This window comes from Janthinobacterium lividum (assembly GCF_011601275.1).
GTDB lineage: Bacteria > Pseudomonadota > Gammaproteobacteria > Burkholderiales > Burkholderiaceae_D > Janthinobacterium > Janthinobacterium lividum_E.
The window spans coordinates 50,654-76,011 of the sequence record NZ_JAAOLY010000005.1 but is presented as its reverse complement, the minus strand read 5'-3'; the positions used below and the strand labels follow the sequence as shown (position 1 = coordinate 76,011).

The window sequence follows — 25,358 nt, the reverse complement described above, 5'->3', positions numbered from 1 at the left end:
ATGGCGTCAGCTTTTGGTTTTTCTCTGCTCGGGGATGAAGTGTTCACGCACGGCCTTGGCCAGCAGCTCCGGCGGCAGCAAGCCCTGCCCCAGCAGGAAGTTATTGAAGGCCAAGCGGTCGAACCTGTCTCCCAGCGCCAACTCCGTTTCCGCACGCAGCTGCAGGATGCGCGTATAGCCATAGAAATAGCTGCCCGCCTGGCCCGGCATATTGAAGGTGTAGCGGTCCAGTTCCTGGCGCGCCATCGGTTTCGACAGCATCACTTCATCCGTCAGGATGCGCCCCGCTTCCTCGCGCGTGACCTGCCCCAGGTTCAGCATCGGGTCGAGCATGGCGCGCGCCGCGCGCAGCATGCGAAATTGCAGCGCGATGAACTGGCCTTCGGCCGGCTCGTACGGGATCATCTCCGCTTCCGCGTACAGGGCCCAGCCTTCCACGTTGACGCTGTTGAACGCATACAGGCTGCGCGCCTGCGACACGCCCCGCTCCACCATGGCGCTGAACTGCAGCTCGTGGCCTGGACGGCCTTCATGCGCGCTCAGGGTCCAGGCGGCGCCCGCGAAATTGAAATCGTCATACGCCTCGCCCTTGCCGCTGGCGGCAGGATTGCTGACGGGGAGGACGAACTGGCCGTGTTCGCCCGTATTGCCGATCAGCGGAGGCGGACGCATATGCGGCGCCGGCTGGGCCGCCGATTCTGCGGCGGACGCCAGGCGCATGGTCATGGCGCGTGCTGGAATATCGACCACGCGCTGCCGGGTGATGCGCTGTTCCAGCTGCGTATTGACGCCCTTGTAGTGCGCTTCTAACTGCTCGTTCGGGATGGAATCGGCCTTCAGCGCGCGCAGCACCTGGCGGTAGTCCGTGCCGTCGACGCCCTTCAGCGCCAGCTTGGCCGCCACCACGGGCGCCAGCGCCTGCATGGCGGCGCGCGTTTCCAGGTAAGCCACCTGCGCCCGCTCGACCAGCGCGCGCGGCTCGATGTCGATGCCCACCTGTTTCAGGCGAAACGCATACAGCTCGGGCGCCATGCGGAAATCCGTGCGCGCCAACGGCAGCACCACTTGCTTTTCCCACGCCGCGTATTCGTTCATCTGCTGCTCCATGGCCGCCAGCGCACTTTCCGCACCCGTGATCTTCATGTCGGCGAACAGCTTGCGGATGCCGGCGATATACGTCGGTACGTTTTCCAGCGACTGCTGCACCTGCAGGCGCACGGGTCCCGCCAGGCCAGGCTGGCCGATTTTTTCCGTGAAGCGCGCCCTGGCCTGCGTCGTGATCGGCGTGCTGCCCGGGAACTGGCCCACGTAGCGCTGCAGGCGTTCGAGCGCCTTGGCGCGGCGCGCGGCCGGACGCTGTTCCTGCAGCAGGCTTTGCATGGAGCCGAACACCATCTGCGGCACATCGACCCACGGCAGCGTGTATTTGGCTTCCAGCTGGGTGCCCATGATCTCCTGGTCGACGGCGCCGATCAGGATTTCCAGGTCCTGGCGTATGCGCTCGTCGCGTTCCAGCTCCAGCTTTTGCTGCAATTGCGCGCGCGCCTTCTGCATGGCCGCCACATGGCGCTCGGTGATGTTAGGCCCCAGGTCGGCAGCCAGGCCGTCGTATTGGGCCAGGCCTGTGTCGGAGGCGTCTTCGGGCGAAAATTGCGCCTGCGCCGCCAGCACGATGGCCGCGTTGCGGTTGCTGGTCTCGACCCACGCCGATGAAGCGGCGGCAGCTGCGGAAACGATGGGGACGGCGGCCATGGCGGGCGTGGCAAACGCGATGGAGAGTGCGGCTACCAGCACGGTCTTGCATAATTGCGGAGTGACGGACATCGGGGGATTCCTTCCTGAGGTGAGCGATGAGCGAAGCGGCGAGTATCGGCCAGCCTCGCATGCCTGTCAATTCAGCCCGTTCAGTGCGGGCAAATTCCACGGCGTGACGATCTGTATGGCAGACAATAGCGGCGCCTGCGCCAGGGCCGGCAGCGCGCGCTGCGCTCGCAGGATTTCCTGGCAGGCGCGGCGCATATCCTGGCCCAGGTCATGGTGCAGCACGGCCTGGATGGCGCCCGACTTGAGCAGCGCCACGTTGTCCGCGTCGAGGTCGTGGCCGATGAAGACCCGGCAGGGCCGGCCCGCCTGCGCGAATGCCTGCACGATGGCGGCATTGCCGCCGCCGATGGAATACACGGCGGCGATGCCGGGATGTCCGGCCAGGGCCTGGCGCACCAGCGCGCCCGTGGCGCCGTCGATGCCGTGGCCCTCGCTCACTTCGACGATGGATAAATGGCGGTGCCGTTCGCGCAGCGCCCGGCGGAAACCGATCTCGCGCTCTTCCTCGCCATGAAAACGGTTGCTGCTCAAAGTCACCAGCACCTGCTGTTTCCTGGGCCGCTGGCCCGCGCCCAGCCACTGGCCGATCAGGCAGGCGGCCGTCTCGCCCGCCGCGCGGTTATCCATGCCCACGTAGCCGCGGCGCGCGGAGGACGGTAAATCCGTTACCAGCGTCACCACGGGAATGCCGGCCGCCGCCAGCCGGTTCACCGCATCAGCCACCGGAGGCAAGTCCGGCGCTTTCAGCAGCACGCCGTGGCTGCCATTCTTGCGGATGCGTTCCAGCTGGTCGACGATGCCGTCCGCGTCCAGCGTTTCATGCAGGTGAAAACGCGAGCGCAGCACAGCCGGATGCAGGGACGGCAGCTCCGATTCGAGTGCGGTGCGCACGGCATCCGTAAAGCGGCGCGGCGCCACCATCAGCACGTCGAGCATGAATTTTCTGCCCGCCAGGCCCGCCTGCGTGCTTTGCCGCGCCAGCTCGTCGAGCGCCTGCATCACGCGGCGCACCGTATTGGCATGTACGCCCCCGCGCTGCTTGATCACGCGGTCGACGGTCGCCACACTGACGCCGGCCTGCAGCGCCACGACCTTGACGGGAAACGGATGCGTCATGCGATGTCCATTGTAATTGATGGTTTTTTGATGGATTTCTTGATGAAAAATGCGGATTTTCATCCCTATACTGATTCTACAACTTAAACATGGAGACACCGGATGATCACCCAAGACGCCGTGCCGCCCGCCCCCTTCTGGCTGTCGCAGCAGGATTGCCAGCTCGATGATTTCATCCGCACAGTCAGCCAACGCACGGCGCTGGCCGACTATCCCCATGCAGCATCGGTGGAAGAAAATATTCTCGTCTACGATTGCGACCAGGTGCGTGCGCTGGCCGCCAGCAAGGCGTCGCTGCGCGCGCTGCAGGCTGAATGGGGCAAGGTGCTGAGGGATGGCCCCGGCGTCGTCGTGCTCAAACACGCCGTCGAGGACACAGCGACCCTGGATCAGGTGAGCGGCGTGTTTCGCGCGCTGATCGCCGAGCAGCATGCCAGCGGCCAGGCGGGCGGCGACCATTTCGCCAAACCAGGCGCGAACGACCGCATCTGGAACGCCCAGCAAAAACTGTGTCTGCGCGCGCCCGAGGCGTTCGCGCGCTACTACGCCAATCCCGTGTTTGCGTGGATAGCCCAGGCGTGGCTGGGCCCCGCCTACCAGATGACGGCGCAGGTGAACGTCGTCAACCCGGGCGGTGCGGCCCAGGCACCGCACCGCGACTATCACCTGGGCTTCCAGAGCGCCGCCGCCTGCGCCGCCTACCCGGCGCCCGTGCACCAGATGTCGGCCCTTTTGACCTTGCAGGGCGCCGTCGCCCACTGCGACATGCCGGTCGAATCCGGTCCCACCCTGTACCTGCCGTATTCGCAGCGCTACCAGGCCGGTTTCCTCGCCTGGCAGCAGGCGCCCTTCCGCGATTATTTCGCCCGGCATTGCGTGCAACTGCCGCTGTCCCAAGGCGACGCCGTCTTCTTCAACCCCGCCCTGTTCCATGCGGCGGGCCATAACCGTTCGTCCGACATCCGCCGCATGGCGAATTTGCTGCAAGTGTCGTCACCATTCGGGCGCGCCATGGAAGCGCTGGACCGCCACGCCATGAGCGCCGCGCTGTATCCGGCGCTGCAGACCTTGCGCGCGCAGGGAGTCCTGTCCGCCGACGGCATTGTTCACGCGATAGCCGCCTGCGCCGAAGGCTACGCCTTTCCCAGCAACCTTGACCGCGACCAGCCCATAGGCGGCATGGCGCCGCCCACGCAGCAGCAGCTCATGCACGAGGCGCTGGCGCAGGACTGGCCCGCCACGCGCTTCCTCGACGCGCTGGACAGCCATGCCTGGCGCCAGCAAGCTTGATCCCAAACCGCGACACCCTCGGAGACTCCCTATGCAAGACATCAACATAGGCCTGATCGGCGCCGGCTACATGGGCAAGGCCCACACCATCGCCTACAAGGCCGTGCGCAGCATTTTTCACACGGCCTTGAACCCCGTGTGCGAATGCATCAGCACCAGCAGCGAAGCAGGCGCCGCCCGCAGCGCGCGGGAACTGGGCTGGAACCGCTCGACTAGCGACTGGCGCGCACTGGTGGCCGATCCCGCCATCGACGCCATCGTCGTCGCCACGCCGCCAGCCACGCACAAGGACATCGTGCTGGCCGCCCTGGCCTTGGGCAAACCCGTATTCTGCGAAAAGCCGCTGGGCATGACGGCCGCCGAATCCCTGCTGCTGGCGCAGGCGGCCGAAGCGGCGGGCGTGGCCAACATGGTGGGCTATAACTACATCCGCACGCCGGCCAGCCAGCTGGCGCGGCAGATCATCGAATCGGGCGAAATCGGCGAGATCATCCACGTCGCCGCAGAACACGTGGAAGACTATCTGCACGACCCGGGCGCGCCTGCCTCGTGGCGCACGCGCGAAGCGACAGCGACGCGTGCCGGCGCGCTGGCCGACGTGGGCTCGCACCTGCTCAACCTGGCCCTGCGCCTGGGCGGCCCCGTCGACTCTCTCGTGGCCGACATGAATACCGTGCACGCGCAGCGCCAAGGGCCGGCTGGCATGGAGGCGGTGGAGAATGACGACCAGGGGAATGTGATGCTGCGCTTTGCCAGCGGCGCGCTGGGCGCCCTGACCTTCAGCCGCGTGGCGGCCGGGCGCAAGATGGGGTACACATACCGCATCACGGGGACGAAAGGCGCGCTCGCCTTCGACCAGGAAAACCAGAATGAACTCTGGCTGTACGACGCCAACCGCCCCGCGCAGCGCCAGGGTTTCCAGCGCCTGCTGATGGGACCCGCCCACCCCGACTACCTGGCGTTCAGCCAGGGCGCCGGGCACGGCACCGGCTACAACGAGCAGATCGTCATCGAAGCGCGCGATTTTCTGCAAGCGATCGCCAGCGGCCAGCCGGTCTGGCCCACCTTCCGCGATGGCTACGAAGTGGACCGGCTGATCGCCGCCGCGCTGCGCTCCGTCAAGGAGCGCAGCTGGGTTACCGTACGTTGAACGGCGTTTAATAGGCCAGGCCGTAACCGAACTTGTACAGCGGATGGGCCGTGTCATACGGCACGTCCGATTTCTGCACCTGCACTTCGGCCATAGACGATGGCAGTTCGAACGGCAGCTTGCCTTGCGGCTTGGCCTTGCCCGTCAGGACATCGAACAGCGCGCCGTCGCTCACGCCGAAGTTGGCGAGGATGGCGCTGGCCTTGTCCTGCACGTTGCCGAGGATGGCCGGGCGGTCCAGGTACACGGTGACCACCGTCTTCGGCGCGAATTTCGCCGCGTTCTTGATCGCCTCGTAGTCGGCGTCGCCATCGGCGTAGTTCAACCGTCCCTCATGCTGCATGCTGCCGAAGATGTAGTTCGGGTGCAGCGTTTCATACGGCGCGGCCACGCGCAGCAGGGCCACGTCCGCTTCCTGCGGCGTAGCGACCACCGTGTAGCCATACTGCTTGGCCACGGCCGCATCGATGCCGTACAGGTAGACCTTCTTGACGGTGGCCGCCAGCGGCAAGACCTTGTCCTTGTTTTCCAGCAGGACCAGCGAGCGGCGCTGGGCCTCCAGGCCCGCCTCGATGAAGTCCGCCTTGCCCACGGTGGTGGCTGCCTTCGCCGCGTCGACGAAAGGATGCTCGAACAGGCCCTGCTTGAATTTCTGGATCAGGATACGGCGCGCCGACGCGTTGATGCGCGCCTCCGTCAGCTGGCCGCGTTGCACGGCTTGCGTCAGGTACGGCGCTTCCGTCACCCCGCCAAACTGGTCCATCCCCGCCGTGACGGCTTTCACATAGCGCTCGGCCTTGGTGGCGTTTTCCATGCCCCACGGCGTGCCGAAGCCCATGAAGGAAGGCGCGACGCCTGGCGCGGTGCCGTTGCGGCAGTTGGCGTCGCAGTCGGAAGTGATGCCCCAGTCGGACAGGATCACGCCTTCAAAACCGTATTTGCCGCGCAGCAGATCCGTCAGCATGGACTTGCTGAAGCCGGCCGCCACTTGTTCCAGGGTGATGCCGTCGATCGTGATATTGCCGTCTGGCAGAGCGTAGGTCGGCATGACGGAAGCCGCCTTGGCCGTGAATGCCCCTTCGAACGGTTTCACGTGGTAAGCGAAGTTGTTGCCCGGGTAAGTCATGTAGCGGCCATAGTAATTGTGGCCGTCGTAGCCCTCTTTCGTGGCGCCGTAGCCGACCCAGTGCTTGACGACGGCCACCACGCTGCCGTCGTGCAGGCCCGTGTTCCCATCCTGGAAACCTTCGATATAGTGCTGCACCATGCGTTTGGCCAGGTCCGCGTCTTCGCCAAAGGTACCGTTGATGCGCGACCAGCGCGGCTCGGTGGCCAGGTCGGCCTGCGGCGACAGCGCTTGCGTGATGCCGACGGCCAGGTATTCCTGGCGCGCGACGTCGCCGAAGCGGCGTACCAGCGCATCGTCGCCGATGGCGGCCAGGCCCAGGGTTTCAGGCCACTGCGAAAAACCCTTGGTGCCGGCGCTGGCGCCCACCGTGTACTGGAAATGGTGACGCGGGTCCGTGCTGATGGAGACGGGAATGCCGTGGCGCGACGTTTCGCTCAAGGCTTGCACCTTGTTGTACTGGGTCGCCATGTTGGCCGTGTCGCCCGCCATGCGCGTGATGAAGGTGTTGACGTACTGCTTGACGATCAGGTCTTGCAGGGCCGTCAAGTCGTACGCGCCGCCCTGGCCGATGCCGGTGGGGTCGGCCACGGTGGGCGCCGTGCCGTGCATCATCAGGCCCGCTTTTTCATCGAGGCTCATGCGCGACAACAGGTCGTCCGCGCGCGCCTCGGCCGACAGGCGCCAATCCTCATACGGATCGATCTTGCCGTTGCGGTTCATGTCCTTGAAGGTATAGGCGTCGCCCCTGAGCTGGGCATAGGTGGTGGCGCCGAACACGGGCTGCTTGTATTCCTCGCTGACGGTGTCGTTGCCGCAGGCCGCCAGGGCAAGCGTGGCGACGCAGCCGGCGACCAGTCGGGCCATCGGTTTCAAAGTGCAATTCATCATTATCTCCAAGACTGTTTTTGTAGGTATCAAGGCGCGGCAGCAAGGCCGGCCGAAAACAATATAGCGTGAGAATGCGTGAGTTTCTTGACCGCGCAGCACGCGTTTTATACCCGCGAGAACAATTTTTGGTTAGATGGCACAACAACCAACAATCTCCTACAAAGTGCTAATATTTGTGAAAAATTACTACAACAAGCAGGATAAGCAGGAGACAACCTTGCACAAACCCGACACGCGCACGGTTTCGAACCGCATCGCGCAGCAATGCGCGCGCGCCATGCAGGCCGATGGCCACGACCCCGCCGAGTTTTTTCAGCGCACGGGCATCACGCCGGCGCAGCTGGACGAACCGGGCGGCCGCATCAACGCCGAGCGGCACCGCCGCATGACGGCCTACGCCCAGCAACTGCCGCAGCACCGCGGCTTGCTTGACCTCGACGTGACACACTGGTTCGCGCATTACTCCGGCATCGCCCACGTCTGCTTCAACCGCCCCACCCTGCGCAGCGCGCTGCACGAACTGCTGCATTTGCGGGGCCTGATCGGCGAATTCGATTTCATGCTGATGAGTGAAAATGGCACGCGCATCGAGATCGAATACCTGTCCGAGTTCTGCCCATCGGGCGGCGCCATGCAGGCGCTAGCCAATTTCCGCATGCTGTCGCTGGTGGCGCGCGCCTACGACGATGGCGCGCCCACCGCCTTCCATGCAGGCTTCCAGGGCAAGGCGCCATGGTTCGCGTCGGCCATTTCCGCGTGCTTCGGCGCCGCCGCCACCTTTGGCCAGGCGCGCAATACATTGACATTTGACGCGCCGGCGCTGGACCGCCCCTTCGCCCAGTTCAACGCCATGCTGGCGCCGCACGCGCTGCGGCACGCGCAGGGGCAATTGCAGCAGCTGCAGGGGGCGCAGCTATTTTCGGCCCGCGTGGAGCAAGCCATCATCGATCTGCTGGGCCAGCAAGGCGCAGGCGATGCCGATAGCGCCTCGCTGCTGCCGGCCCTGTGCGACGGCCTGGCGATGAACCGCTGGACCCTGCAGCGCCAGCTGCAGCAGGAACAGACCTCGTTCCGCGCGCTGGAACTGCGCGCCAAGAGCCGCGAATCGCGCCGTTTGCTACGCGAAACGAGCCTGAGCGTGGCGGAAATCGGCGACCGCCTGGGCTTTTCCTCGCAAAGCGCGTTTACCCGTTTCTTCAAGAACCAGTTCGAACTGCCGCCGGCGCGCTACCGGCAGGATGCCGCCGGAGCCTAGAGAAAGAGACGAGCAACAAGCACAAGAAACAAGCAAACCGGCAAACCGCCAAACCACGAAACGGCCCAAGTCGTGGAGACAGGCTCCCCGGGCCAAGCGGACCTGAAAAATGTCGAGGGCAAGGCACGGCGACGCAGACAGTACGCAAGTACGGCAAGGAAGCCGCAACGCCGCCATCGGCATTTTCTCAGGCCCGCGTCTCCGGCCCGCTGTTTAAAGCTCTAGTGTGCCCCCCCCTGTCTTCCCCCGTATCCGGAACCAGATCGCATACATGGCCGGCAGAAATACCAGGGTCAATACCGTGCCGGCAAACGTGCCGCCGATCAGGGTATAGGCCAAGGTACCCCAGAAAACCGAATGGGTCAGCGGAATAAACGCCAAAATGGCCGCCAGCGCCGTGAGGATCACGGGTCGCGCGCGCTGCACGGTCGCTTCGACCACGGCGTCGAACGGCGCCAGGCCGGCCGCCTCGTTCTGGTGGATCTGGCCGATCAGGATCAGGGTATTGCGCATCAAAATGCCCGACAGCGCGATCAGGCCGACCAGCGCGTTGATGCCGAACGGCTGCTGGAACAGCAGCAAGGTGGGTACCACGCCGATCAGACCCAGGGGGCTGGTGAGGAACACCATCACCATCGCCGAGATCGAACGCACCTGCAGGATAATCATCAACAGCGTCAATGCCAGCATGATGGGGAACAGCGGCAGCATGGCCTGCGTGGCCTTGGCCGATTCCTCGATGGAGCCAGCCTGCTCGATGCGGTAGCCGGCCGGCAGCTTGTCGATGACCGTTTGCAGCTGCGCCGTGATGGCGCCCGAGACGTCGGGCGGCTGCATGCCGTCGGCGATGTCACCGCGTACGGTAATCGTCGGCTGGCGGTCGCGCCGGCGCATCACGGGCTCTTCCGAGCGCACCTCGACGCTGCCCACCTGCGACAGCGCGATGCGTTCGCCATTCGCGCCGGCCAGCGTCAGGTCGGCGATGCGTGCCGGGTCCAGCCGCACGTCGCCGGCCGCGCGCGCCACCACCTGCACCGTGCGGATATCTTCGCGCACGGCCGTGACGGGCACGCCGCTGAGCAAAAACTGCAGCTGCTGTGCCACCGCGGCCGAGGTCAATCCCATCGCCTGCAGACGCTCCTGCTGCAGGCTGAAATGCAGGGTCGGCGTGCGCGTACCCCAGTCGGTGTTCACGGTCCGCATCAAGGGACTGGCCTGCATCACGGCTTGCACCTGAGCGGCGATGCCGCGCAAGACCTCGGGATCGGGGCCGCTGACCCGGTAGGCGACGGGGAACGGCGAATACGGGCCGAACACCAGTTGCGTGACGCGCACCCTGGCTTCGGGCGCCAGCCCCGCGGCGACGGCAACGCGCAAGCGCTGCTTCAGGGCGTCGCGCGCCTGCTGGCTGTCGGTGCGCACGACGATCTTGGCAAACGACGGGTCGGGCAATTCCGGCCCCATCGCCAGGTAAAAGCGCGGCGCGCCCTGGCCCACATAGGCCGTGACGATCTTCGCCTCGCTCTGGCGCGCCAGCCATGCTTCCACTTTGGCCGCCGCGCCGCTGGTCTGCGTGATCGCGCTGCCGTACGGCAGTTGTACTTCGATCAGCACTTCGGGACGGTCCGAAATCGGGAAAAACTGCTTCTTGACGACGGCCATGCCCAGCACGGCCAGCACGAACAGGCCGATCACGGTACAGAACACCAGCCATTTGCGGGCGATCACGCTTCCCAGCAACCGGCGAAAACGGTGGTAGCGCGGCGTGTCGTACAGCGCGTCATGGCCGCCGGCGACGTGTTTGAGTTCAGGCAGCAGCTTCACGCCCAGGTAGGGAGTGAATACCACCGCCACCACCCACGAGGCAATCAGCGCGATGCCGACGATCCAGAACATATTGCTGGTGTATTCACCGGCAGTGGAGCGGGCGAAGCCGTTGGGCATGAAGCCGACGGCCGTCACCAGGGTACCGGCCAGCATGGGCGCGGCCGTGTGGCTCCACGCATAGGCGGAGGCGGCGATGCGGCTGTAGCCCTCCTCCATTTTCACGACCATCATTTCGATGGCGATGATGGCGTCGTCCACCAGCAGACCGAGACCCAGGATCAGGGAACCGAGGGTGATGCGGTCGAAGTTCTTGCCCGTCGCCGCCATCACGATGAACACCACGGCCAGGGTCAGCGGCACGGCGGCGGCCACCACGATGCCGACCCGCCAGCCCATGCTGATAAAGCACACCAGCATCACCACCAGCAGCGCGGCGAGAAACTTGAGCATGAATTCATCGACCGCCGCGCCGATATTGACGGCCTGGTCGGTGACCTTGGCCAGGCTCATGCCCAGCGGCATGGCGGCGCCGATGGCCGTCACTTCCCCGTCCAGCGCCTTGCCCAGATCCAGCCCGTTCCAGCCGTCGCGCATGACCACGCCCAGCAGCAGCGCCGGCTCGCCGCCATTGCGCACCATGAAGCTGGCCGGATCTTCCTGGCCGCGGCGCACGCTGGCGATATCGGACAGCGCCAAGGTGCGCCCCTGCGCCGCCACGGGCGTATCGCGGATCTTTTGCAGCGCGTCGAGCGCGCCGTCGAGGCGGATGAACACCTGCGGCCCGCGCGTTTCCACCGAGCCTGCCGGCGTCAGGACATTCTGGCCGTTCAGCGCGGCGAACACGTCCTGCGCCCGCACGCCCAGGGTGGCCAGGCGCTCCTGCGAAAACTCGACATAGATGCGTTCGGCCTGCTCGCCGATGATATTGACTTTTTTTACGCCCGGCACATGCAGCAGCCGCTGGCGCAAGGTTTCCGCCTCGCGCACCAGCAGGCGCTGCGGCTCGCCTTTGGCCTTGAGCGCATACAGGGCGAAGGTGACGTCGGCGTATTCGTCATTGATCATGGGGCCGATCACCCCGGCCGGCAAATTGGCCGCCTCGTCGCCGGCCTTCTTGCGCGCCTGGTAAAACTCGGCCTGCACTTCCCCGGGTGGCGTGCTGTCGAGCAGGGTCAGGGTGGTAAACGCCAGGCCCGGCGTGGTATAGGTTTCGGCCCGTTCATACCAGCGCAGCTCCTGCAGGCGCTTTTCGATCTTCTCGGCCACCTGGTCCTGCATTTCACGCGCGCTGGCGCCGGGCCAGGCGGTGACGATGGTCATCACCTTGACCGTGAAGGCCGGGTCTTCCGCGCGCCCCAGCTTGAAGAAGGACAGCAGGCCGGCCAGCGAAATGAGGCAAATCAGGAACAGGGTGACGGAACGCTCGCGCACGGCCAGCGCCGACAGGTTGAAGCCCGCCGCGCTCATGGACGTGCTCCCGCGACCGCTACCACCGGCGCCTGTTCGATCCTGACCCGTTCGCCCTGATGCAGCAGATGGGCGCCCAGCGCGACGATGCGCTCACCCGCCTTCAGGCCATTCACGTCGGCGCCGTCATCGTGCAGCCGCAGCAAGCTGACGGGCCTCCAGGTCACTTGCGCCGGCGCACCGCCGATGACCCACACGCCCTGCCCCTTGCCCGCATCGTACAGCGCCGCCAGCGGCACTTGTACGGTGCCGCCGGCAGCTTGCGCGCCGGGCAAGCGCAAGGTGACGGTAGCGCCCAGCGGTGTACTTGACAGCGCCGCATCGAGCACATAGCGCGCCTCGAAAGTGCGCGTCTGCCGGTCCGCCGTCTGCGACAGCTGGCGCAAGGTGGCCGGCACGCCGGCGCCCGGCCGGCCGAACAGGGTGGCCTGGCCGGTGGAGCCGAGCGCGGGGCGCACGGTTTCCGGCAGCTGGATCGCCGCTTCGCGCCGGCCGTCATGGGCCAGGCGCACTACCGCCTGCCCGGCCGCGACCACCTGGCCCGGTTCGGCCAGGGTGTCCATCACGACGCCGTCGGCATCGGCCAGCAGCACCGCGTACTGCAGCGCATTGCGCGCCACCCCGGCCTGGGCTTCGGACGCCTTGAGCTGGGCGCCGGCCGCGTCGGCCGCCGCCTTCACCTGGTCGTAGCTCGATGCCGAGATGGCGCCCGTGCCGCGCAGGTCACGGTAGCGCGCTTCCTCGTCCACCGCCTGGCGCGCGCGGGCGCGGTCGGCGACGACCGATTCCTGCCGCGCCTGCGCCAGCAACTGCAAGTCCTCGGCGTCGAGACGCATCAATGGCTGTCCACGGCGCACGGCCTGCCCGGCGTCGACCAGCCGTTCGTGCACCTTGCCGGCAACGCGAAAACCAAGATCGCTCTGCACGCGCGGCGCGACCACGCCTGTAAAACTGCGCGTGCCCGCTTCGGCGCCCTGCACCGCAACGGCGCGCACCAGCGGCATGGCGGTGCGCGGATCGGCCTGCGCCTTGTCGGCGCAGGCGCTCAAAGCCAGGGGTAAGGTAGAGATGACTACAGATGAAGCGAGGCGGCGCCAGCGCATAAGAATCCCATGAACGAGTGATCAGGGTTCTCATTCTGATACCAGTGACCAAATAAGTCAATGGTCACAACCTAATCAGCAGATTATGGAGACAGGCTGCGCAACACCAGACTGGACAGTTGCACCACCGCCGTTTCGCTGCTGTCAACGCTGTGTTGCAGCAGCAAGGGATTGACGTAGGGGCGCATCACCAGGTAGATCGCGCTGGCCGTTTCGTCGAGCGGCGTCTTGCGTTCGAAGTCGCCCGTCTTGCGCCCCTGCTGCAAGATATCCTGCAGCAAGGCGCCCATCGCCAGTTCATAGGTCTGCACGGCCGGCCAGCGCTCGGTGGCGGCTGAGGCGGCGATATCGTACAGCTTGCGGTCCTGGAAAAACAGCCGCAGGCTGGCCTCGACGCTGGCCTTGAACATGCGCCGCAGCTGCTCAGGCGGCTGGCCGGCCGCCGCGACCGCGCTTCTCGCCTCGGTTTCGATCTGACGCAGGCAACTGGCGCAGATATGCTCGCCGATGGCCTGCTTGGATTCGAAGAACTTGTAGATATAGGCCTTGGAAAAGCCGATCGCCCTGGCCAGGTCGGAGACAGTCGTCTTTTCATAGCCGTAGCGGCTGAAGTAATCGGTGGCGGCGGCAACGATCTGGTCGCGCACGTCGTGGCCGGCGGGGCCGCGTGCAGGAGTTGGTGTGTCGGGTGTGGTGGAATTCATGGCGACAGCTTAACGCGCGGCGCCGGAATGCACAATAAGTGACCAAAATGTATTATAGTCACACATTATTCTCTTTTGAACAGGAAGACCATCATGCTACTGCCCCGCCTGCGCCTCCCCTTTCTGCTGATCGCCACCGGCCTGGCCGCCGCCGGCTGCACTGTGGGCGCCGACTACCGCCGGCCCGAGCTGCCGCAAGCGGCGCAGTACCTGCACCAGGCGGCGCTCGGCGCGCGCCAGGACGCTGACTCTGCCGAACTGCGGCAATGGTGGACGGCCTTCGGCGATCCGCGCCTGACCCGCCTGGTAACGGTGGCGCTGGCGCAAAACCTCGACCTGGCGCAAGCGCAGGCCAGGGTCAGCCAGGCGCGGGCGGCCACCGGTGCGGCCGACGCCGCGCTGCGGCCGTCGGCCAGCCTTGACGGCCAGGCGGCGCGCGCCTACCAGTCGGTGCAAACGCCGCTGGGCCAGGTCTTGAACGCCACGCCAGGCTATGACCGCGCCGGCAGCGCGCGCGAATTGAACCTGCAGGCGTCGTGGGAACTCGACCTGTTCGGCGGCCTGCGCCGCGAACGCGAAGCGGCGCAGGCCGATTACGCAGCCAGCGAAGCGGGATGGGCCGCCACGCGGCTGGCCGTGGCGGCGCAAACGGCGGACCTGTACCTGACGATCCAGGGCCTGCAGGCGCGGCTGGAGTTGGCGCGCCGCCAGGTCGACACCGACGCGGCGCTGCTGGAACTGGCCACGCTGCTGTATGGCAAGGGATTGGCGAACGAGCCGGTGCTGCGGCAGGCCGAAGCGTCGCTGGCGCAGGCGCGCGCCGTCGTGCCCGGCCTGGACGCGGCGCGCGAAGTCGCGCTGCATGCGCTCGACGTGATGCTGGGTGCGGCGCCAGGCACCTATGGCGATGACATGGCCGCCGCCGGCGTGACGGCGCGCGCGCCGCGCATCACGGCCGGCGGCTCGCCGGGCGAACTGCTTCGGAGGCGGCCCGACCTGATCGCCGCCGAACGGCGCCTGGCCGCCGCCAGCGCGCGCACCGGCGCGGCCGTCGCCGAGTACTACCCGAAACTGAGCCTGGGCGCCCTGTTTGGCAGCGCCACGGCCGGCGGCGCCCTGTTCGGCAACGGCTCCGGCCAGGCCGCCGGCATGCTGGGCCTGCGCTGGCGCCTGTTCGATTTCGGCCGCATCGACGCGCAGATCGAAGCTTCCCGCGGCCAGGAAGCCGAACTGCTGGCGGCCTACCGGCTCGCGGTGCTGCACGCTGCCGAAGACGTGGAAAACGCCGGTTCGGCCCTGCTGCGCCACGAAGAACAGGCCGCGTTGCTGGCGCAAAGCGTGGAATCGCTCGAGCGCGCCAGCGCCGCCTCGCTGGCCGCCTACGAAAAAGGCGCGGTCAGCCGACTTGACGTACTGCAGGCCGACACCAGGCTGCTGCGCGCAGCGGACGCGCGTACGCAGGCGCAAACGGCATCGGCGCGCGCGGCCGTGGCCACCTACCGAGCGCTGGGCGGCGGATGGCAGGCGCCGCAAGACGAAACGCAGGCGGTGGCCACCAGGTAAATGCGGACGGCAGTCATGCCCTCATTGTTCCACCGCTGTCTGGCGCGGACGGTGGAACAGCATTGCCAATTGAGTAATTTCTCCCCATACTGCCAGGCCTTGCCCTTGCATCCCATCTTTGAACATGACCATCAGCCTGCGTCCCGTTACCGCCGACAATTTCGACATCATCAGCGAGCTGCCCCTGCTGCCACAGCAGCGCAACTATCTGGCCAGCAATGACTATTCGATTGCGCAGGCCAGCTTCTACCCCGCCACCATGCATACGCGCGCCGTGTATTGCGATGAGGAAGTGATCGGCTTCCTGATGTTTGTCTCGCCCGATGCCGACGACCCGCCCGGCTATTACCAGATCTGGCGCTTCATGGTCGACCACCGGCGCCAGGGGCAAGGCCATGGACGAGCCGCGCTCGCCCTGGCGCTGGCGGAAATCCGCGCCCGCCCGGATGCGCGCAGCATCGAGATTTGCTACAAGCCCGGCAATGCCAACGCGAAACAGTTCTATGCCAGCATGGGCTTCGTGGAAAATGGCATGGATGCCGATGGCAATGACATGCTGGCCGTGATTCAGCTGGCCTGACTGTCTGGCGCCGCGTTCGCATCGGCCCTGGCATCGAACGCCAGACGCGCCGCATCGATGGCGTCGCGGTGGCCATGCGCCCAGGCGCCCAGCGCGCCGATGGGGATCAGCAGCGAACGGCCCAGGTCCGTCAAGGCGTAATCGACGCGCGGCGGCACGGTGGGAAACACGGTGCGCGTCAAGAGGCCGTCGCGCTCGAGCCCGCGCAAGGTCAAGGTCAGCATGCGCTGCGAAATGCCGCCGATCAGGCGGCGCATCTCGTTGAAGCGCTTGGTGCCATTGCCCAGCAAGATCACCGCCATCACGCTCCATTTGTCGCCCACGCGCGTGAGAATATCCGTGATCGGGCGGCAGGAAGCGGCCACGCCCGCATGGCCGCCTTCGTCGCGCATGCGCCGTTCCAGCTCCGCCCCTTGCGCGGCGGCGTCGCCAATAGTCACATCCATGTGCCCCAGTGTGGAAAAAGTGCCTTCTTGTGCGTTCATTTGATAGTCACTATATTTAACTCGGTTACAAAAATATACCACCCGATCATACCACCCAAGAAGGCCTATATGAACATCCTGCACATCGATTCGAGCATCCTCGGCGAGCATTCCATCAGCCGCCAGTTGTCCGCCGCCATCGCCACCCGCCTGCAAGCGGCCGCGCCTGGCGCCACCGTCCAGTACCGCGACCTGGTGGCGCAACCGCTGCCGCAATTTACGGCCGCCCCCAGCGACGCCGACGGCGCAACGCTGGCCGGTACGCTCGAGCAAGTGCTGGCTGCCGACGTCATCATCATCGGCGCGCCCATGTACAACTTCGCCATCCCCAGCCAGCTCAAATCGTGGCTCGACGCGCTGGCCGTGCCCGGCAAGACCTTCCAGTACGGCGCCAATGGCCCCGAAGGATTGCTGGGCAGCAAGCGCGTGATCATCGCGTCGACGCGCGGCGGCTACTATGGCGCCGACACGCCGATGGCCAGTCTGGAACACCAGGAAAGCCATCTGCGCGCCTTCCTCGGTTTCCTCGGCGTCACGCAGATCGAGATCGTGCGCGCCGAAGGCGTCAAGGTCAGCGACGCGGCCAGGGCGCAGGCATTGACAGGCGCTTTCGAGCAGATCGGCGCGCTGCAAGCCGCGTAAGGGATCGCCGGCTGCGCCGCGAACCGTTGCGGCGCAGCCCACGGTGGCCGGCCGGCAAGGAAGCGCCAGATGCGCTAAGCTGCCGGAACCCCAACCACAAGGACCAACATGACCCTGATCATCGTCGCCACCATCGATGCCCAAGCCCAACATATCGACGCCGTGCGCGCCGCACTGGAAGCCGTCGTACCGCCGAGCCGCGCGGAAAGCGCCTGCCTGCGCTACGAACTGCACCTCGACAACAAGATTCCCACGCGCTTCATCATGCTGGAAGAGTGGACCGACAAGGCAGGCCACACGGCGCATGAAGCGACGCCCCACTTCAAGACCCTGGTCGCCGCCGTGGGCGACAAGGTCGTCAAGATCGACATCGCGGAACTGAGCAAGCTGAAGTAAGGCCGGCGCTGCGCAAGCGCGCGACCATCTTGGCAAGTTGCCATCTATAATATGGCAACTTTTCTTTATGGCCATCATGACTCCATTTTCCTGCATACGCGGCGGCGCAGCGGCAGCCGCCTTGACCCTCTGCATCAGCGCTTCGGCGCAAGCTCCTCGTTCTTTGACCAAGCTGGTGGGCGAATACAATCTGGCCTCGTCGGCGACCGTGCCGGCCAGTACCTGGGGATATTCCAAGGGTCGCATCTTGGTCAAGCAGCTCGATGACCGGCATCTGATGATCGTCCTGTCCTGCGAGTGGAAACGCGAACCGAAGGCCGTCTGCGGCGATTATTTCTATGCCCAACAACGCGACGACGGCCTGTATTTGCAGGACATGAATACCTTCGCCATGCGCCTGTACTTCGATCCCGCCTCGCGCAAGCTCACCATCATTTCGCGCGGCGCCGACGCAAAACAGAGCGTACGGCATGACGTGTTCGCCGCCACCACCGCGCCACTCACGGACCCCGCCCTCGTGCGGCGCATGAAGCGCGAGCTGTCGAATGCCGACAGCAAGGAAAACCGGCGCGTATTCGGGCCCTACACCAAGTGGGACTACCAGGAAAACCGCATCGAATTCCAGCGCCAGGACTTGACGACACCGTGATGGCGCACCTGCTCCAGCCCCTGCGGCGCCAGCTGCTGCGCCTCGCCGGTGTCCTGCTGTGCTCGCCCCTGCTGGCGCGCGCGGCAGACAACGACCTGCCCCGCGCCGTGCGCCAGCGCATCGTGGCCACCCTCGACGCACCGCCGCCCAAGGTGCTCAATGTGCACCATCTGGCGCTGATACGGCGTTTCAACATCGGCTGGTCGCCCGTGGAAAGCGGCGCACCCATGCTGAACCCGGCGTACCCGCTGGGCAAAGGCGATACCCTGGCGCTGGCCATGCAGGCGATCGACGGCAAGGATGCGGCGCTGGCCGCCCAGCGCCTGATGGAAGCGGCCCTGCTGCTGCCCCACTTCGTGCAGATGGCCGACCTGAAACCGGGCAGCTATGCCAATGGCAAGACGCCGTTCACCTTGACGGCCCGGCATCTGATACTGCTGCGCCAGCAGTCGTGGATGTCGGTGGAAATGCTGGGCATGGGCGCGGAAGACTACCTGGCCGAAGGCTATTGGCCCACCCCGTCCGTCGACGGCAAGCGGCCCTACGGCGAATTCACGAATTATCCCGTCGAAATGGCGCAGGCACTGGACTTGCCCGTGCGCCAGCAAGCGAACGGCAGCCTGGCCATCACACCCGCACTGAGAGACGAACTGAAAGTGCTGCACAAGCAAACCATGCCGGCGCTGCAAGTGTTCGTGCGGGGAGCTGGGTTGCGGCGCAATACGGTCTGATACGCAAGCAGCATGGATGGGCGCAATGGACCTACCCTTTTTCAATGCCAATCATTTTTGGCGGCGACGGGTCTTTTCTGCGCTCGCAGACCAATACGCGCAATGCGACAGATAGCGGCACGCCATTGGTGTGCAAATATTTGGCGGCAACAGCGGTGCCAAGCATTTCCTGGAAAATAATCGCCACATCTATTTTTTGTGCTGTCAATGCATCGATCCGCCTGGGATAATCAAGCGCAACCTGCGCGAGGCTACCGATGTAGTTTTTATTTACCATGTAAATTCATATCAAGTATGGGACAAGCACCGTATGCTTCCGCTTCGGACTACCGCAATTCGGCAGGCCGCATTCATTGATCCTTTTTCAGTATCTTGCGCATCTCGGCCCTTACTCTGTGGATACGGCTTTGCACTGTTCCCATCGGACATCCCATCTTTATTGCAATCTCTTCATAGCTCATCCCTTCATCCTCGCGCAACAATAATGCCTTTTTCAAGGGAGGCGGCAAATTGGCGATTAGTCGGATAATTTCCATTCCAGTTTCCATTGCACTACATATATCTTCCGGACTATCCTCATGAAACATGCTCAATGCATCAATGGAATAATCCGCATCATCAATTACATCAAGCAAGCCCGAATTAACGCTTTCCGCATGGCAGCAATAATTTTTTATACTATTCGATGCCATTGAATATAACTTCGAATAAAACATCGAACATCCACAACCTTTTTCAAACCATCGAAAAACATTGAGAAATATAATCTGAACTATGTCATCAATATCTTCCTCGCGATGAATATCATGACTTACCATATTTCTTATCTGGCCACGATATCTGATATATAGCACATGAAATACCTCTGCAGTATCCGTACAGGCAATTTCCATTAAGTAATTTTCATTTCCCATGGGCATGCACCACTCACTGAAGCCACAGTTGATCCTATATCCTAGCAGCAAGAATATATCTTCAATCCAATACACAAAAAACATTGATTTATATCAATAGTATAATGCAATAGGATAAATATTATTAAAAATTAAATATATGTTCTTTCGAGAAATAATTTACATGGAACCTTTTTAACACAGGAACAGGAAAAACTGGTCCATTTATGGAATTCTAATTTATTTGAATTAATAAATATTTCCCATTTGAAATTCTTACCAGTGAAAGCTTGTTGATGTGTTCACCTTCGTGCGCTAGGGCAAATTTTTATGTAGTAATATTTAAAAAATATTCAAAGCATTCTGGGTGAGCATTTCCAATGATAAAAAAAACAAGCACTTCATACGTCATCGAGTTTACGCAACGAACGACGCGGGTCTTAAGGTCGCTCAATGCTGAGTCTGGACGAATGAAGATTGATATCAAAGACACGGCGATGCCGTTCGACACGCGTATAGTCGATGCCTGGGTCAGCATCGAAGACGGCATCGTGTGGCTGGAGCACGAAACGGGAGAGGACTATACGGTGAAAATCAGGCTTGCCACAGTGTTACGTTGGTCACGTGAACCTAAATGGTAGCCAGGCTGCCGGCGCCAGACGGTACTTTTTCCAGCCTTTCCTGGTCGGTGGGAAGGCCCGGTTCCTCATGTCAGAACGTTGGATCTTGCTTAGTGCTCGCACGCATCCAGGCCTCTGCTCAAAAACCTGAGTACGCCATTGGCCTTTTTTATCAGCCGGACCATTTCAATCCAGCTGACCACCGCGCCGCCGGATTTTTTTCTTCGATGCGACTGGCTGTCCCCGTCATGCATATCAACACCCTGGACTTGGCAAAGAAGAATGCCCGATGGCACGCCGTCGCCTGACGCCAGGGCCAGCCAATCCCCAAATGAAAAAATAGACGGCCAAGAAATACTTCATGCAGCCCAGATGCATTGCCGTCTCCACGTCGTTATTGTATGTTCCTGATCGGCACCTGGACCCGCGCCGTCTTCAGGCCTCGTCAGTTGACCTCTGCCGGCTCGATTTTTTTTGCCTGAAAAAAGTAGTAATCCCATTCGCGGCACGATTCGACAAACAACTCAACCTGGGAGTCACTCATCGTCCTCGATCGCAGCACTCCCCGCATCAGCTGCGTATTCCGCGACGACGCCAGGTAAACGGTATAAGAATGCCCCACCTCCAAACCATCGAGGAAGCCAAATGCAAAAACAGGGTCCGGCACGCTTCCCTTGAGCACCCGGCGCACCGTCACCGCATAAACGACGCCACAATTGACCGCAGCACGGATAGCCGGGGAACGTTGACGTATCTCCATTTCATAAACGGCATCCGCACGGGAAAAAGCAGCTTGTTCGCCCGCCGCCCTTACCGATCTCGCTTCCGCGCCGAAAGCGAAAAACAGAACCATCAAAAGTAAACATTTCGCTGCCACTTTCAATGCCACTTTCAATGCCATCATATTCCTGCGTTCTCTCTGCAAAAATCGGCCACGTCCGACTGAAAGCCTGGATACATCAGCTTGCATGAGAAAACAGCGCCAGCCCTCTATATCCGGAGCGTGGCCACGCCGGCGTGGATGGCCGTGCCGTTTATCCCTGCGGCGCCGGCACCGGCTGCGGCACGGGAGCGGGCGCAGGCGCCACCTCCGGCACCGCCTTTCCATGCGACTCCTGCCCGCCATCGCCCTCGGCCGGCATGGCCAGCGGCGCTGGCGGCGCACCCTCTTGCAGCAAATCTCCCGGCTCTTCCACCGGTTCGTCCTGCGGTTCCTCGACCGGTTCCACGTGACGCAGCGGTGGCGGCGGTTTGCCGCCGGGGAAGATGGCGTCGCGCGACAGTTTTCCCGTGTCGAGCGCCGTCTTGAAGAAGTCGCCCACCACCAGCACGGCGTTGTGGCCGCCCTGCCCCCAGTAATTGCTGCGCATGGTGACGCGCGCGTCATTGAAACCTACCCAGGCGCCGCCCACCAGTTCCGGATGCATGAGGATGAACCAGCCGTCCGCATTGTTTTGCGTGGTACCGCTCTTGCCGGCCACGTCGGAACGGATGCCGAAGCGGCTGCGGATGGCCGTGCCCGTGCCGCGGTCGATCACGCCGCGCATCATGTCCGTCAAGGTGGCGGCCGATTCGGCCTGCATGGCGCGCTTGGGCTTGTCTTCGCCGAAACGGGCGATGACCTTGCCTTCGCGGTCCGTGATGTGCGTGACGACAAACGGCAGGCGCGCTTCGCCCTGTGCCGCGATGCTGGCGTAGGCGTTGACCATTTCCAGCAAGGTGACGGGACTGGTGCCCAGCGCCAGCGACGGCACTTTTTCCAGCTTGCTGTCGCGGATACCGAGCGCGCGCGCCAGCTTGATGATCGGCGGCAAGCCGACGTCTTGCATCACTTGCGCCGTGATCGTGTTTTTCGAGTAGACGAGACCGTCGCGCATGGTCATGTCGCGTCCCGTCGTGCCGCTCATGTCCGTCGGGCGCCATTTCGTGCCGTCGGCCGCCTTGATATCCATCACGGCATCGCGGTAGACGTGTTCGGGACTGAGACCCTTTTCCAGCGCCGCGCCATACACGATGGGTTTGAAGGTGGAGCCGGGCTGGCGCGCCGCCTGCGATACGTGGTCGAACTGCTCGCGCGCAAAGTCGCGGCTGCCTACCCAGGCGCGCACGGCGCCCGTGGCCGGGTCCATGGCCGCAAAGCCCGCTTCCAGGCGCGTCTTCGATTTGCGCAGGGCCGCCATGAAGGCGCGGTCGCCCTTCAGCTGCGCCAGCGCCGCTTCCGGCGTGCCGCCAGCCGCTGTCAGCTTGCGGTAGTCGCCCGACTCGCGCACGAAGGCGTCGAGCAAGGCCGGGTGCGACTTCCAGAAATAATCGAAGGCCACGCTGCCGCCCTGCATGCCCGCGTACATGCCCGTCGAGGTGGACGACGGCACGCCGGCGCGGCTCCATTCCACGTCGGCGATGGCCTGCAAGGCATTCGCCTGGCGCTCGACGGCGCGCTCGGCCGCCTGCTGCAAGTCGTAATCGAGCGTGGTGTGCACCACGAGGGCGTCCAGCTCCAGGTTGTAGTCGTTTTCATCAGCCCACTCGATTAGCCACTTGCGCACATAGGCCGTGAAATGGCTGTCCGACTGCGCCCGCTCGCTCTGGCGCTCGAAATGCAGGCGCAGCGGGCGTTTGATCAACTGTTTGTAGCGCGCCTCGTCGATGACGTCATGCTTGCGCATCTGCCCCAGCACCACGTTGCGGCGCTGCAGGGAACGCTCGGGATTGCCGACGGGATTGTAATAATTCGTCCCCTTGAGCATGCCGACCAGGGTGGCGCTTTCCAGGATATCGAGACGCGACGCGGGCTTGTCGAAATAGGTACGGGCCGCCATCTCGATGCCGTAGGTGTTGTACAGGAAAGGCACCGTATTCAAATACGCTTCCAGGATTTCCGTCTTGCTGTAGGTGGCCTCGATCTTCAGGGCCGTGATGAGCTCCTTCAGCTTGCGGTTCAAGTTGCGCGAGCGGCCGATTTCCTCAGGGAACATATTGCGCGCCAGCTGCTGCGTAATGGTGGAACCGCCCTGAGGGTTGCCGCTCGCCGTGTGCAGGATGGCGCCTGCCGTGCGCGTGAAATCGACGCCGTGGTGGTCGTAGAAGCGGTGGTCTTCCGTCGAGATCAGCGCGCTGATCACGTTCGGCGAAATCTGCTTTAACGTGACCCGTTCCTGCAGGCCCTGGTCGAAGCGGGCCAGTTCCTTGCCGTCGGCGCTGACCATGGTGCTCGGCGCGGCCGCTCGCGCCTGGCGCAAGTCGTGGATGCTGGGCGTCAACGGAATCAGCAGCAGCATGTAGGCAGTCAGCAGCGCCAGCACAGCCAGGAATGACCATAAGCCCAGCACCAGCGCGCGCCGCACGGGCGGCAAGGTCATCAGGTGCGCGTGGCCGCGCCGGTACAGCGCCACCGCCCTCACCCACGCCACGCCCGCCACGCGCAAGGCCTGCGCGCGCGTCCATGTCCATGCCTGTCTTGCTTTTTCCTGAAACTGCTCCATGCCTGATGCCATGCTTGTAACCTTGTCTGATGCCGGAAAATCCGTTTCAGCAAGTATATAGGGCGGGCAACAAAGCGGGCCGGAATTTACGCCAAGCAAGCATCGAGGCGGGCCACGGTGACGCCGACATACGCGCCCACGCAGCGCCCGTCATGCGTCGTAAACGGGTTTTCCAGTTGCAGCAGGCCACAATCGCAAATGACGGGATCGACCTGCGTCACGACGCCCAGCGCCAGGTAGCGCCAGCCGTCAAGCCGGCGCAGCCCCTTTTCCTGACCGGGGTTGGCACGGAAGATGGCGTCCCAGTCGTCCATCTCGCCGGGCATGGGCCACAGTTCGAGCTGGACTTGCGTGCCAGCGGCCATCCGCCCGCCGCCGAACTCGTCCATCACGTGCAGGCGCTGGCCGCCCACTTCGATGACGGCTTCCAGGTAGTCGCCGTCGGAAGCGATGAAAGTGGCGGCAACGATGCCGGCCGTCACTTCTGCGCCTGCTCCAGCAGGGCCGGCAATTCTTTCAGCATCGCTTCGCGCGTGCGCAAGCCCGCGGACTGCTGGCCCTTCTGCTCGTCCTGCACCAGGCGCGCGAACACGATGCTGCGCTCGCCCTTGCTGGCCCAGCCCACGAACCAGCCGTAGCCATGTGCTTCATCGAAACTGCCATCGGCCTTGCGCGGGAAGGCCGCGCCCGTCTTGCCGTGCACTTGCCAGCCGTCCACGTCCGCCAGGCGCGTCAGGCGCCGCGTCTGTTCCATGGCCTGTTTGGAGACGGGCAATTGATCGTTGACCAGCTTGCGCAGGAAGCCCAGCTGCTCGAGCGGCGAAATTTTCAGCGAGGAGCTGATCCACGAGCGTTCCAGGCTATTGTCCTTGCCCTTGTCGCCCGACACATCCGCATTGCCATAACGCAAAGCCTTCGCGTATTTCTGGAAGCGCTCGGCGCCCAGCGCCTGCGTGATCTGCTGCGAATACCAGACGACGGAATACTGCATCCAGCGCGACGGGTCCGTGTCCTGGCGCCAGGCTTCGCCGCCCCAGTCCACATAGCCCTGGCGGTATGGCAGGCTGGGCTTGTGCTCGTCCTTGAGGAAACCGGCGTCATAGCCCATCAGGCTGAGCGCGATCTTGAACGTGGATGCGGGGGTGACTCTGTCGAGGCAATTACCCTCTTGCAGCAAGACCGTGCCGGTCTTGGCGTCGGCCATGGCCGTGCAGATGGTGGCGGAATGGGCTTGCGAGGCGGCCAGAACGGCGCCTGTCAGGCCGAGGATAAACTGGAAGAATGCGCGATATTTCATGGGCCTCCGGGGTTGGGGGAGTAGGACAAGGCGAAATTGTACCGGGCGGCGCGGCGCGATGCCAGCGCGGATGCGTCACTTTGACGTTAGTGACCGCCCGGCTGGCGCTCCCGCTTCAACCGCTCCTCTTCCAGCTCGTCCATGCCCAGCTTTTCCTCGTCGATCAGCGCATGCTCGCGCCGTTCGCGTTCCAGTTCTTCTTCCAGACTGTCGTCGTCCACTTCCCGCTCGTTTTTCTCCGGCATGCTGTCTTCCTCCACGGTGGTT

At 63.8% G+C, this 25,358-nt stretch carries 25 protein-coding genes; 11 read left to right on the top strand and 14 right to left on the bottom strand.

Features of this window, described 5'->3' with window-relative positions; genetic code table 11:
• Nucleotides 1–6: 6 nt before the first annotated feature.
• The gene (locus GYK42_RS09345; RefSeq protein WP_205711341.1) at nt 7–1,824 is read right to left on the bottom strand and encodes a DUF885 domain-containing protein; all 1,818 of its coding nucleotides are present in this window, start codon (nt 1,822–1,824) and stop codon (nt 7–9) included.
• Nucleotides 1,825–1,890: 66 nt separating this feature from the next.
• The gene (locus GYK42_RS09340; protein ID WP_166447274.1) at nt 1,891–2,940 is read right to left on the bottom strand and encodes a LacI family DNA-binding transcriptional regulator; all 1,050 of its coding nucleotides are present in this window, start codon (nt 2,938–2,940) and stop codon (nt 1,891–1,893) included.
• Nucleotides 2,941–3,042: 102 nt separating this feature from the next.
• Between GYK42_RS09340 and GYK42_RS09335 the strand changes: the two genes are divergently transcribed.
• Both GYK42_RS09335 and GYK42_RS09330 read left to right on the top strand, forming a co-directional pair.
• Nucleotides 3,043–4,230: a phytanoyl-CoA dioxygenase family protein gene (locus tag GYK42_RS09335; protein WP_166447273.1), complete on the top strand. Its 1,188-nt coding sequence runs from the start codon at nt 3,043–3,045 to the stop codon at nt 4,228–4,230.
• 31 nt (nt 4,231–4,261) lie between these two features.
• Entirely contained in the window at nt 4,262–5,380 is a 1,119-nt protein-coding gene (locus GYK42_RS09330) for a Gfo/Idh/MocA family protein (RefSeq protein ID WP_166447272.1), read from the top strand.
• Between the two features lie 7 nt (nt 5,381–5,387).
• On the opposite strand, the gene GYK42_RS09325 is transcribed toward GYK42_RS09330, so the two are convergent.
• Nucleotides 5,388–7,397, bottom strand: a complete 2,010-nt coding sequence (locus GYK42_RS09325) for a glycoside hydrolase family 3 protein (protein ID WP_205711340.1) — start codon at nt 7,395–7,397, stop codon at nt 5,388–5,390.
• A gap of 217 nt (nt 7,398–7,614) precedes the next feature.
• Here GYK42_RS09325 and GYK42_RS09320 point away from each other — a divergent pair, with 217 nt between their 5' ends.
• The gene (locus GYK42_RS09320) at nt 7,615–8,652 is read left to right on the top strand and encodes a helix-turn-helix transcriptional regulator (protein ID WP_166447271.1); all 1,038 of its coding nucleotides are present in this window, start codon (nt 7,615–7,617) and stop codon (nt 8,650–8,652) included.
• A gap of 213 nt (nt 8,653–8,865) precedes the next feature.
• Here the strand turns inward: GYK42_RS09320 and GYK42_RS09315 are convergent, their stop codons facing one another.
• From GYK42_RS09315 to GYK42_RS09305, 3 genes are all read right to left on the bottom strand, one after another.
• A complete protein-coding gene (locus tag GYK42_RS09315; protein ID WP_166447270.1) occupies nt 8,866–11,946 on the bottom strand; it encodes an efflux RND transporter permease subunit in 3,081 nt (1,026 codons plus the stop codon).
• On the bottom strand, nt 11,943–13,049 hold the full coding sequence (locus GYK42_RS09310) for an efflux RND transporter periplasmic adaptor subunit (protein WP_166447269.1): 1,107 nt from the start codon (nt 13,047–13,049) through the stop codon (nt 11,943–11,945). Before GYK42_RS09310 ends, GYK42_RS09315 begins: the two co-directional genes overlap by 4 nt.
• A gap of 83 nt (nt 13,050–13,132) precedes the next feature.
• Nucleotides 13,133–13,753, bottom strand: a complete 621-nt coding sequence (locus GYK42_RS09305; protein WP_166447268.1) for a TetR/AcrR family transcriptional regulator — start codon at nt 13,751–13,753, stop codon at nt 13,133–13,135.
• 93 nt (nt 13,754–13,846) lie between these two features.
• On the opposite strand from GYK42_RS09305, the gene GYK42_RS09300 reads away from it, so the two are divergent.
• Together GYK42_RS09300 and GYK42_RS09295 are read left to right on the top strand one after the other, a co-directional pair.
• A complete protein-coding gene (locus GYK42_RS09300) occupies nt 13,847–15,316 on the top strand; it encodes an efflux transporter outer membrane subunit (RefSeq protein WP_166447267.1) in 1,470 nt (489 codons plus the stop codon).
• 124 nt (nt 15,317–15,440) lie between these two features.
• Nucleotides 15,441–15,896, top strand: coding sequence for a GNAT family N-acetyltransferase (locus tag GYK42_RS09295; protein WP_166447266.1), 456 nt, complete (start codon nt 15,441–15,443; stop codon nt 15,894–15,896).
• Here GYK42_RS09295 and GYK42_RS09290 read toward each other — a convergent pair.
• Nucleotides 15,884–16,288 carry a winged helix-turn-helix transcriptional regulator gene (locus GYK42_RS09290; protein ID WP_205711348.1) on the bottom strand — a complete coding sequence of 135 codons (405 nt, stop codon included), beginning with the start codon at nt 16,286–16,288 and terminating at the stop codon, nt 15,884–15,886. The two genes, GYK42_RS09295 and GYK42_RS09290, sit on opposite strands and share 13 nt — an antisense overlap.
• A gap of 162 nt (nt 16,289–16,450) precedes the next feature.
• Between GYK42_RS09290 and GYK42_RS09285 the strand changes: the two genes are divergently transcribed.
• From GYK42_RS09285 to GYK42_RS09270, 4 genes are all read left to right on the top strand, one after another.
• Nucleotides 16,451–17,023, top strand: coding sequence for an FMN-dependent NADH-azoreductase (locus GYK42_RS09285; protein WP_166447264.1), 573 nt, complete (start codon nt 16,451–16,453; stop codon nt 17,021–17,023).
• Between the two features lie 108 nt (nt 17,024–17,131).
• A complete protein-coding gene (locus tag GYK42_RS09280) occupies nt 17,132–17,419 on the top strand; it encodes a putative quinol monooxygenase (protein ID WP_166447263.1) in 288 nt (95 codons plus the stop codon).
• 67 nt (nt 17,420–17,486) lie between these two features.
• A complete protein-coding gene (locus tag GYK42_RS09275) occupies nt 17,487–18,068 on the top strand; it encodes a hypothetical protein (protein ID WP_240943525.1) in 582 nt (193 codons plus the stop codon).
• Complete coding sequence (locus GYK42_RS09270) at nt 18,068–18,799, top strand: hypothetical protein (RefSeq protein WP_166447262.1); 732 nt, start codon at nt 18,068–18,070, stop codon at nt 18,797–18,799. The genes GYK42_RS09275 and GYK42_RS09270 overlap by 1 nt, the downstream gene beginning before the upstream one ends.
• A 31-nt stretch (nt 18,800–18,830) precedes the next feature.
• Here the strand turns inward: GYK42_RS09270 and GYK42_RS09265 are convergent, their stop codons facing one another.
• Together GYK42_RS09265 and GYK42_RS09260 are read right to left on the bottom strand one after the other, a co-directional pair.
• Nucleotides 18,831–19,076 carry a hypothetical protein gene (locus GYK42_RS09265; RefSeq protein ID WP_058049248.1) on the bottom strand — a complete coding sequence of 82 codons (246 nt, stop codon included), beginning with the start codon at nt 19,074–19,076 and terminating at the stop codon, nt 18,831–18,833.
• A gap of 73 nt (nt 19,077–19,149) precedes the next feature.
• Nucleotides 19,150–19,713, bottom strand: coding sequence for a sigma-70 family RNA polymerase sigma factor (locus GYK42_RS09260; protein WP_166447261.1), 564 nt, complete (start codon nt 19,711–19,713; stop codon nt 19,150–19,152).
• A gap of 449 nt (nt 19,714–20,162) precedes the next feature.
• Between GYK42_RS09260 and GYK42_RS09255 the strand changes: the two genes are divergently transcribed.
• Nucleotides 20,163–20,333, top strand: coding sequence for a hypothetical protein (locus tag GYK42_RS09255; RefSeq protein ID WP_166447260.1), 171 nt, complete (start codon nt 20,163–20,165; stop codon nt 20,331–20,333).
• A gap of 92 nt (nt 20,334–20,425) precedes the next feature.
• Nucleotides 20,426–20,620, top strand: coding sequence for a hypothetical protein (locus GYK42_RS09250; protein ID WP_166447259.1), 195 nt, complete (start codon nt 20,426–20,428; stop codon nt 20,618–20,620).
• A gap of 137 nt (nt 20,621–20,757) precedes the next feature.
• On the opposite strand, the gene GYK42_RS09245 is transcribed toward GYK42_RS09250, so the two are convergent.
• From GYK42_RS09245 to GYK42_RS09225, 5 genes are all read right to left on the bottom strand, one after another.
• Entirely contained in the window at nt 20,758–21,216 is a 459-nt protein-coding gene (locus GYK42_RS09245) for a hypothetical protein (RefSeq protein ID WP_166447258.1), read from the bottom strand.
• 130 nt (nt 21,217–21,346) lie between these two features.
• A complete protein-coding gene (locus tag GYK42_RS09240; RefSeq protein WP_166447257.1) occupies nt 21,347–23,806 on the bottom strand; it encodes a penicillin-binding protein 1A in 2,460 nt (819 codons plus the stop codon).
• Nucleotides 23,807–23,880: 74 nt separating this feature from the next.
• Nucleotides 23,881–24,276 (bottom strand): hypothetical protein, encoded by a 396-nt coding sequence (locus tag GYK42_RS09235; protein WP_166447256.1) that lies wholly within the window; start codon nt 24,274–24,276, stop codon nt 23,881–23,883.
• Nucleotides 24,273–25,091, bottom strand: coding sequence for a class D beta-lactamase (gene blaOXA, locus GYK42_RS09230; RefSeq protein WP_166447255.1), 819 nt, complete (start codon nt 25,089–25,091; stop codon nt 24,273–24,275). The genes GYK42_RS09235 and blaOXA overlap by 4 nt, the downstream gene beginning before the upstream one ends.
• Nucleotides 25,092–25,177: 86 nt before the next feature.
• Complete coding sequence (locus GYK42_RS09225) at nt 25,178–25,336, bottom strand: hypothetical protein (RefSeq protein ID WP_161911797.1); 159 nt, start codon at nt 25,334–25,336, stop codon at nt 25,178–25,180.
• Between the last annotated feature and the right edge of the window lie 22 nt (nt 25,337–25,358).

Bases quoted from the DNA above. Each gene is read 5' to 3' on its own strand.
- GYK42_RS09345 (WP_205711341.1), bottom strand. From the start codon at position 1,824: ATGTCCGTCACTCCGCAATTATGCAAGACCGTGCTGGTAGCCGCACTC.
- GYK42_RS09340 (WP_166447274.1), bottom strand. From the start codon at position 2,940: ATGACGCATCCGTTTCCCGTCAAGGTCGTGGCGCTGCAGGCCGGCGTC.
- GYK42_RS09335 (WP_166447273.1), top strand. From the start codon at position 3,043: ATGATCACCCAAGACGCCGTGCCGCCCGCCCCCTTCTGGCTGTCGCAG.
- GYK42_RS09330 (WP_166447272.1), top strand. From the start codon at position 4,262: ATGCAAGACATCAACATAGGCCTGATCGGCGCCGGCTACATGGGCAAG.
- GYK42_RS09325 (WP_205711340.1), bottom strand. From the start codon at position 7,397: ATGATGAATTGCACTTTGAAACCGATGGCCCGACTGGTCGCCGGCTGC.
- GYK42_RS09315 (WP_166447270.1), bottom strand. From the start codon at position 11,946: ATGAGCGCGGCGGGCTTCAACCTGTCGGCGCTGGCCGTGCGCGAGCGT.
- GYK42_RS09310 (WP_166447269.1), bottom strand. From the start codon at position 13,049: ATGCGCTGGCGCCGCCTCGCTTCATCTGTAGTCATCTCTACCTTACCC.
- GYK42_RS09305 (WP_166447268.1), bottom strand. From the start codon at position 13,753: ATGAATTCCACCACACCCGACACACCAACTCCTGCACGCGGCCCCGCC.
- GYK42_RS09300 (WP_166447267.1), top strand. From the start codon at position 13,847: ATGCTACTGCCCCGCCTGCGCCTCCCCTTTCTGCTGATCGCCACCGGC.
- GYK42_RS09295 (WP_166447266.1), top strand. From the start codon at position 15,441: ATGACCATCAGCCTGCGTCCCGTTACCGCCGACAATTTCGACATCATC.
- GYK42_RS09290 (WP_205711348.1), bottom strand. From the start codon at position 16,288: ATGCGCGACGAAGGCGGCCATGCGGGCGTGGCCGCTTCCTGCCGCCCG.
- GYK42_RS09285 (WP_166447264.1), top strand. From the start codon at position 16,451: ATGAACATCCTGCACATCGATTCGAGCATCCTCGGCGAGCATTCCATC.
- GYK42_RS09280 (WP_166447263.1), top strand. From the start codon at position 17,132: ATGACCCTGATCATCGTCGCCACCATCGATGCCCAAGCCCAACATATC.
- GYK42_RS09275 (WP_240943525.1), top strand. From the start codon at position 17,487: ATGGCCATCATGACTCCATTTTCCTGCATACGCGGCGGCGCAGCGGCA.
- GYK42_RS09270 (WP_166447262.1), top strand. From the start codon at position 18,068: ATGGCGCACCTGCTCCAGCCCCTGCGGCGCCAGCTGCTGCGCCTCGCC.
- GYK42_RS09265 (WP_058049248.1), bottom strand. From the start codon at position 19,076: ATGGTAAATAAAAACTACATCGGTAGCCTCGCGCAGGTTGCGCTTGAT.
- GYK42_RS09260 (WP_166447261.1), bottom strand. From the start codon at position 19,713: ATGGGAAATGAAAATTACTTAATGGAAATTGCCTGTACGGATACTGCA.
- GYK42_RS09255 (WP_166447260.1), top strand. From the start codon at position 20,163: ATGAAGATTGATATCAAAGACACGGCGATGCCGTTCGACACGCGTATA.
- GYK42_RS09245 (WP_166447258.1), bottom strand. From the start codon at position 21,216: ATGATGGCATTGAAAGTGGCATTGAAAGTGGCAGCGAAATGTTTACTT.
- GYK42_RS09240 (WP_166447257.1), bottom strand. From the start codon at position 23,806: ATGGCATCAGGCATGGAGCAGTTTCAGGAAAAAGCAAGACAGGCATGG.
- blaOXA (WP_166447255.1), bottom strand. From the start codon at position 25,091: ATGAAATATCGCGCATTCTTCCAGTTTATCCTCGGCCTGACAGGCGCC.
- GYK42_RS09225 (WP_161911797.1), bottom strand. From the start codon at position 25,336: ATGCCGGAGAAAAACGAGCGGGAAGTGGACGACGACAGTCTGGAAGAA.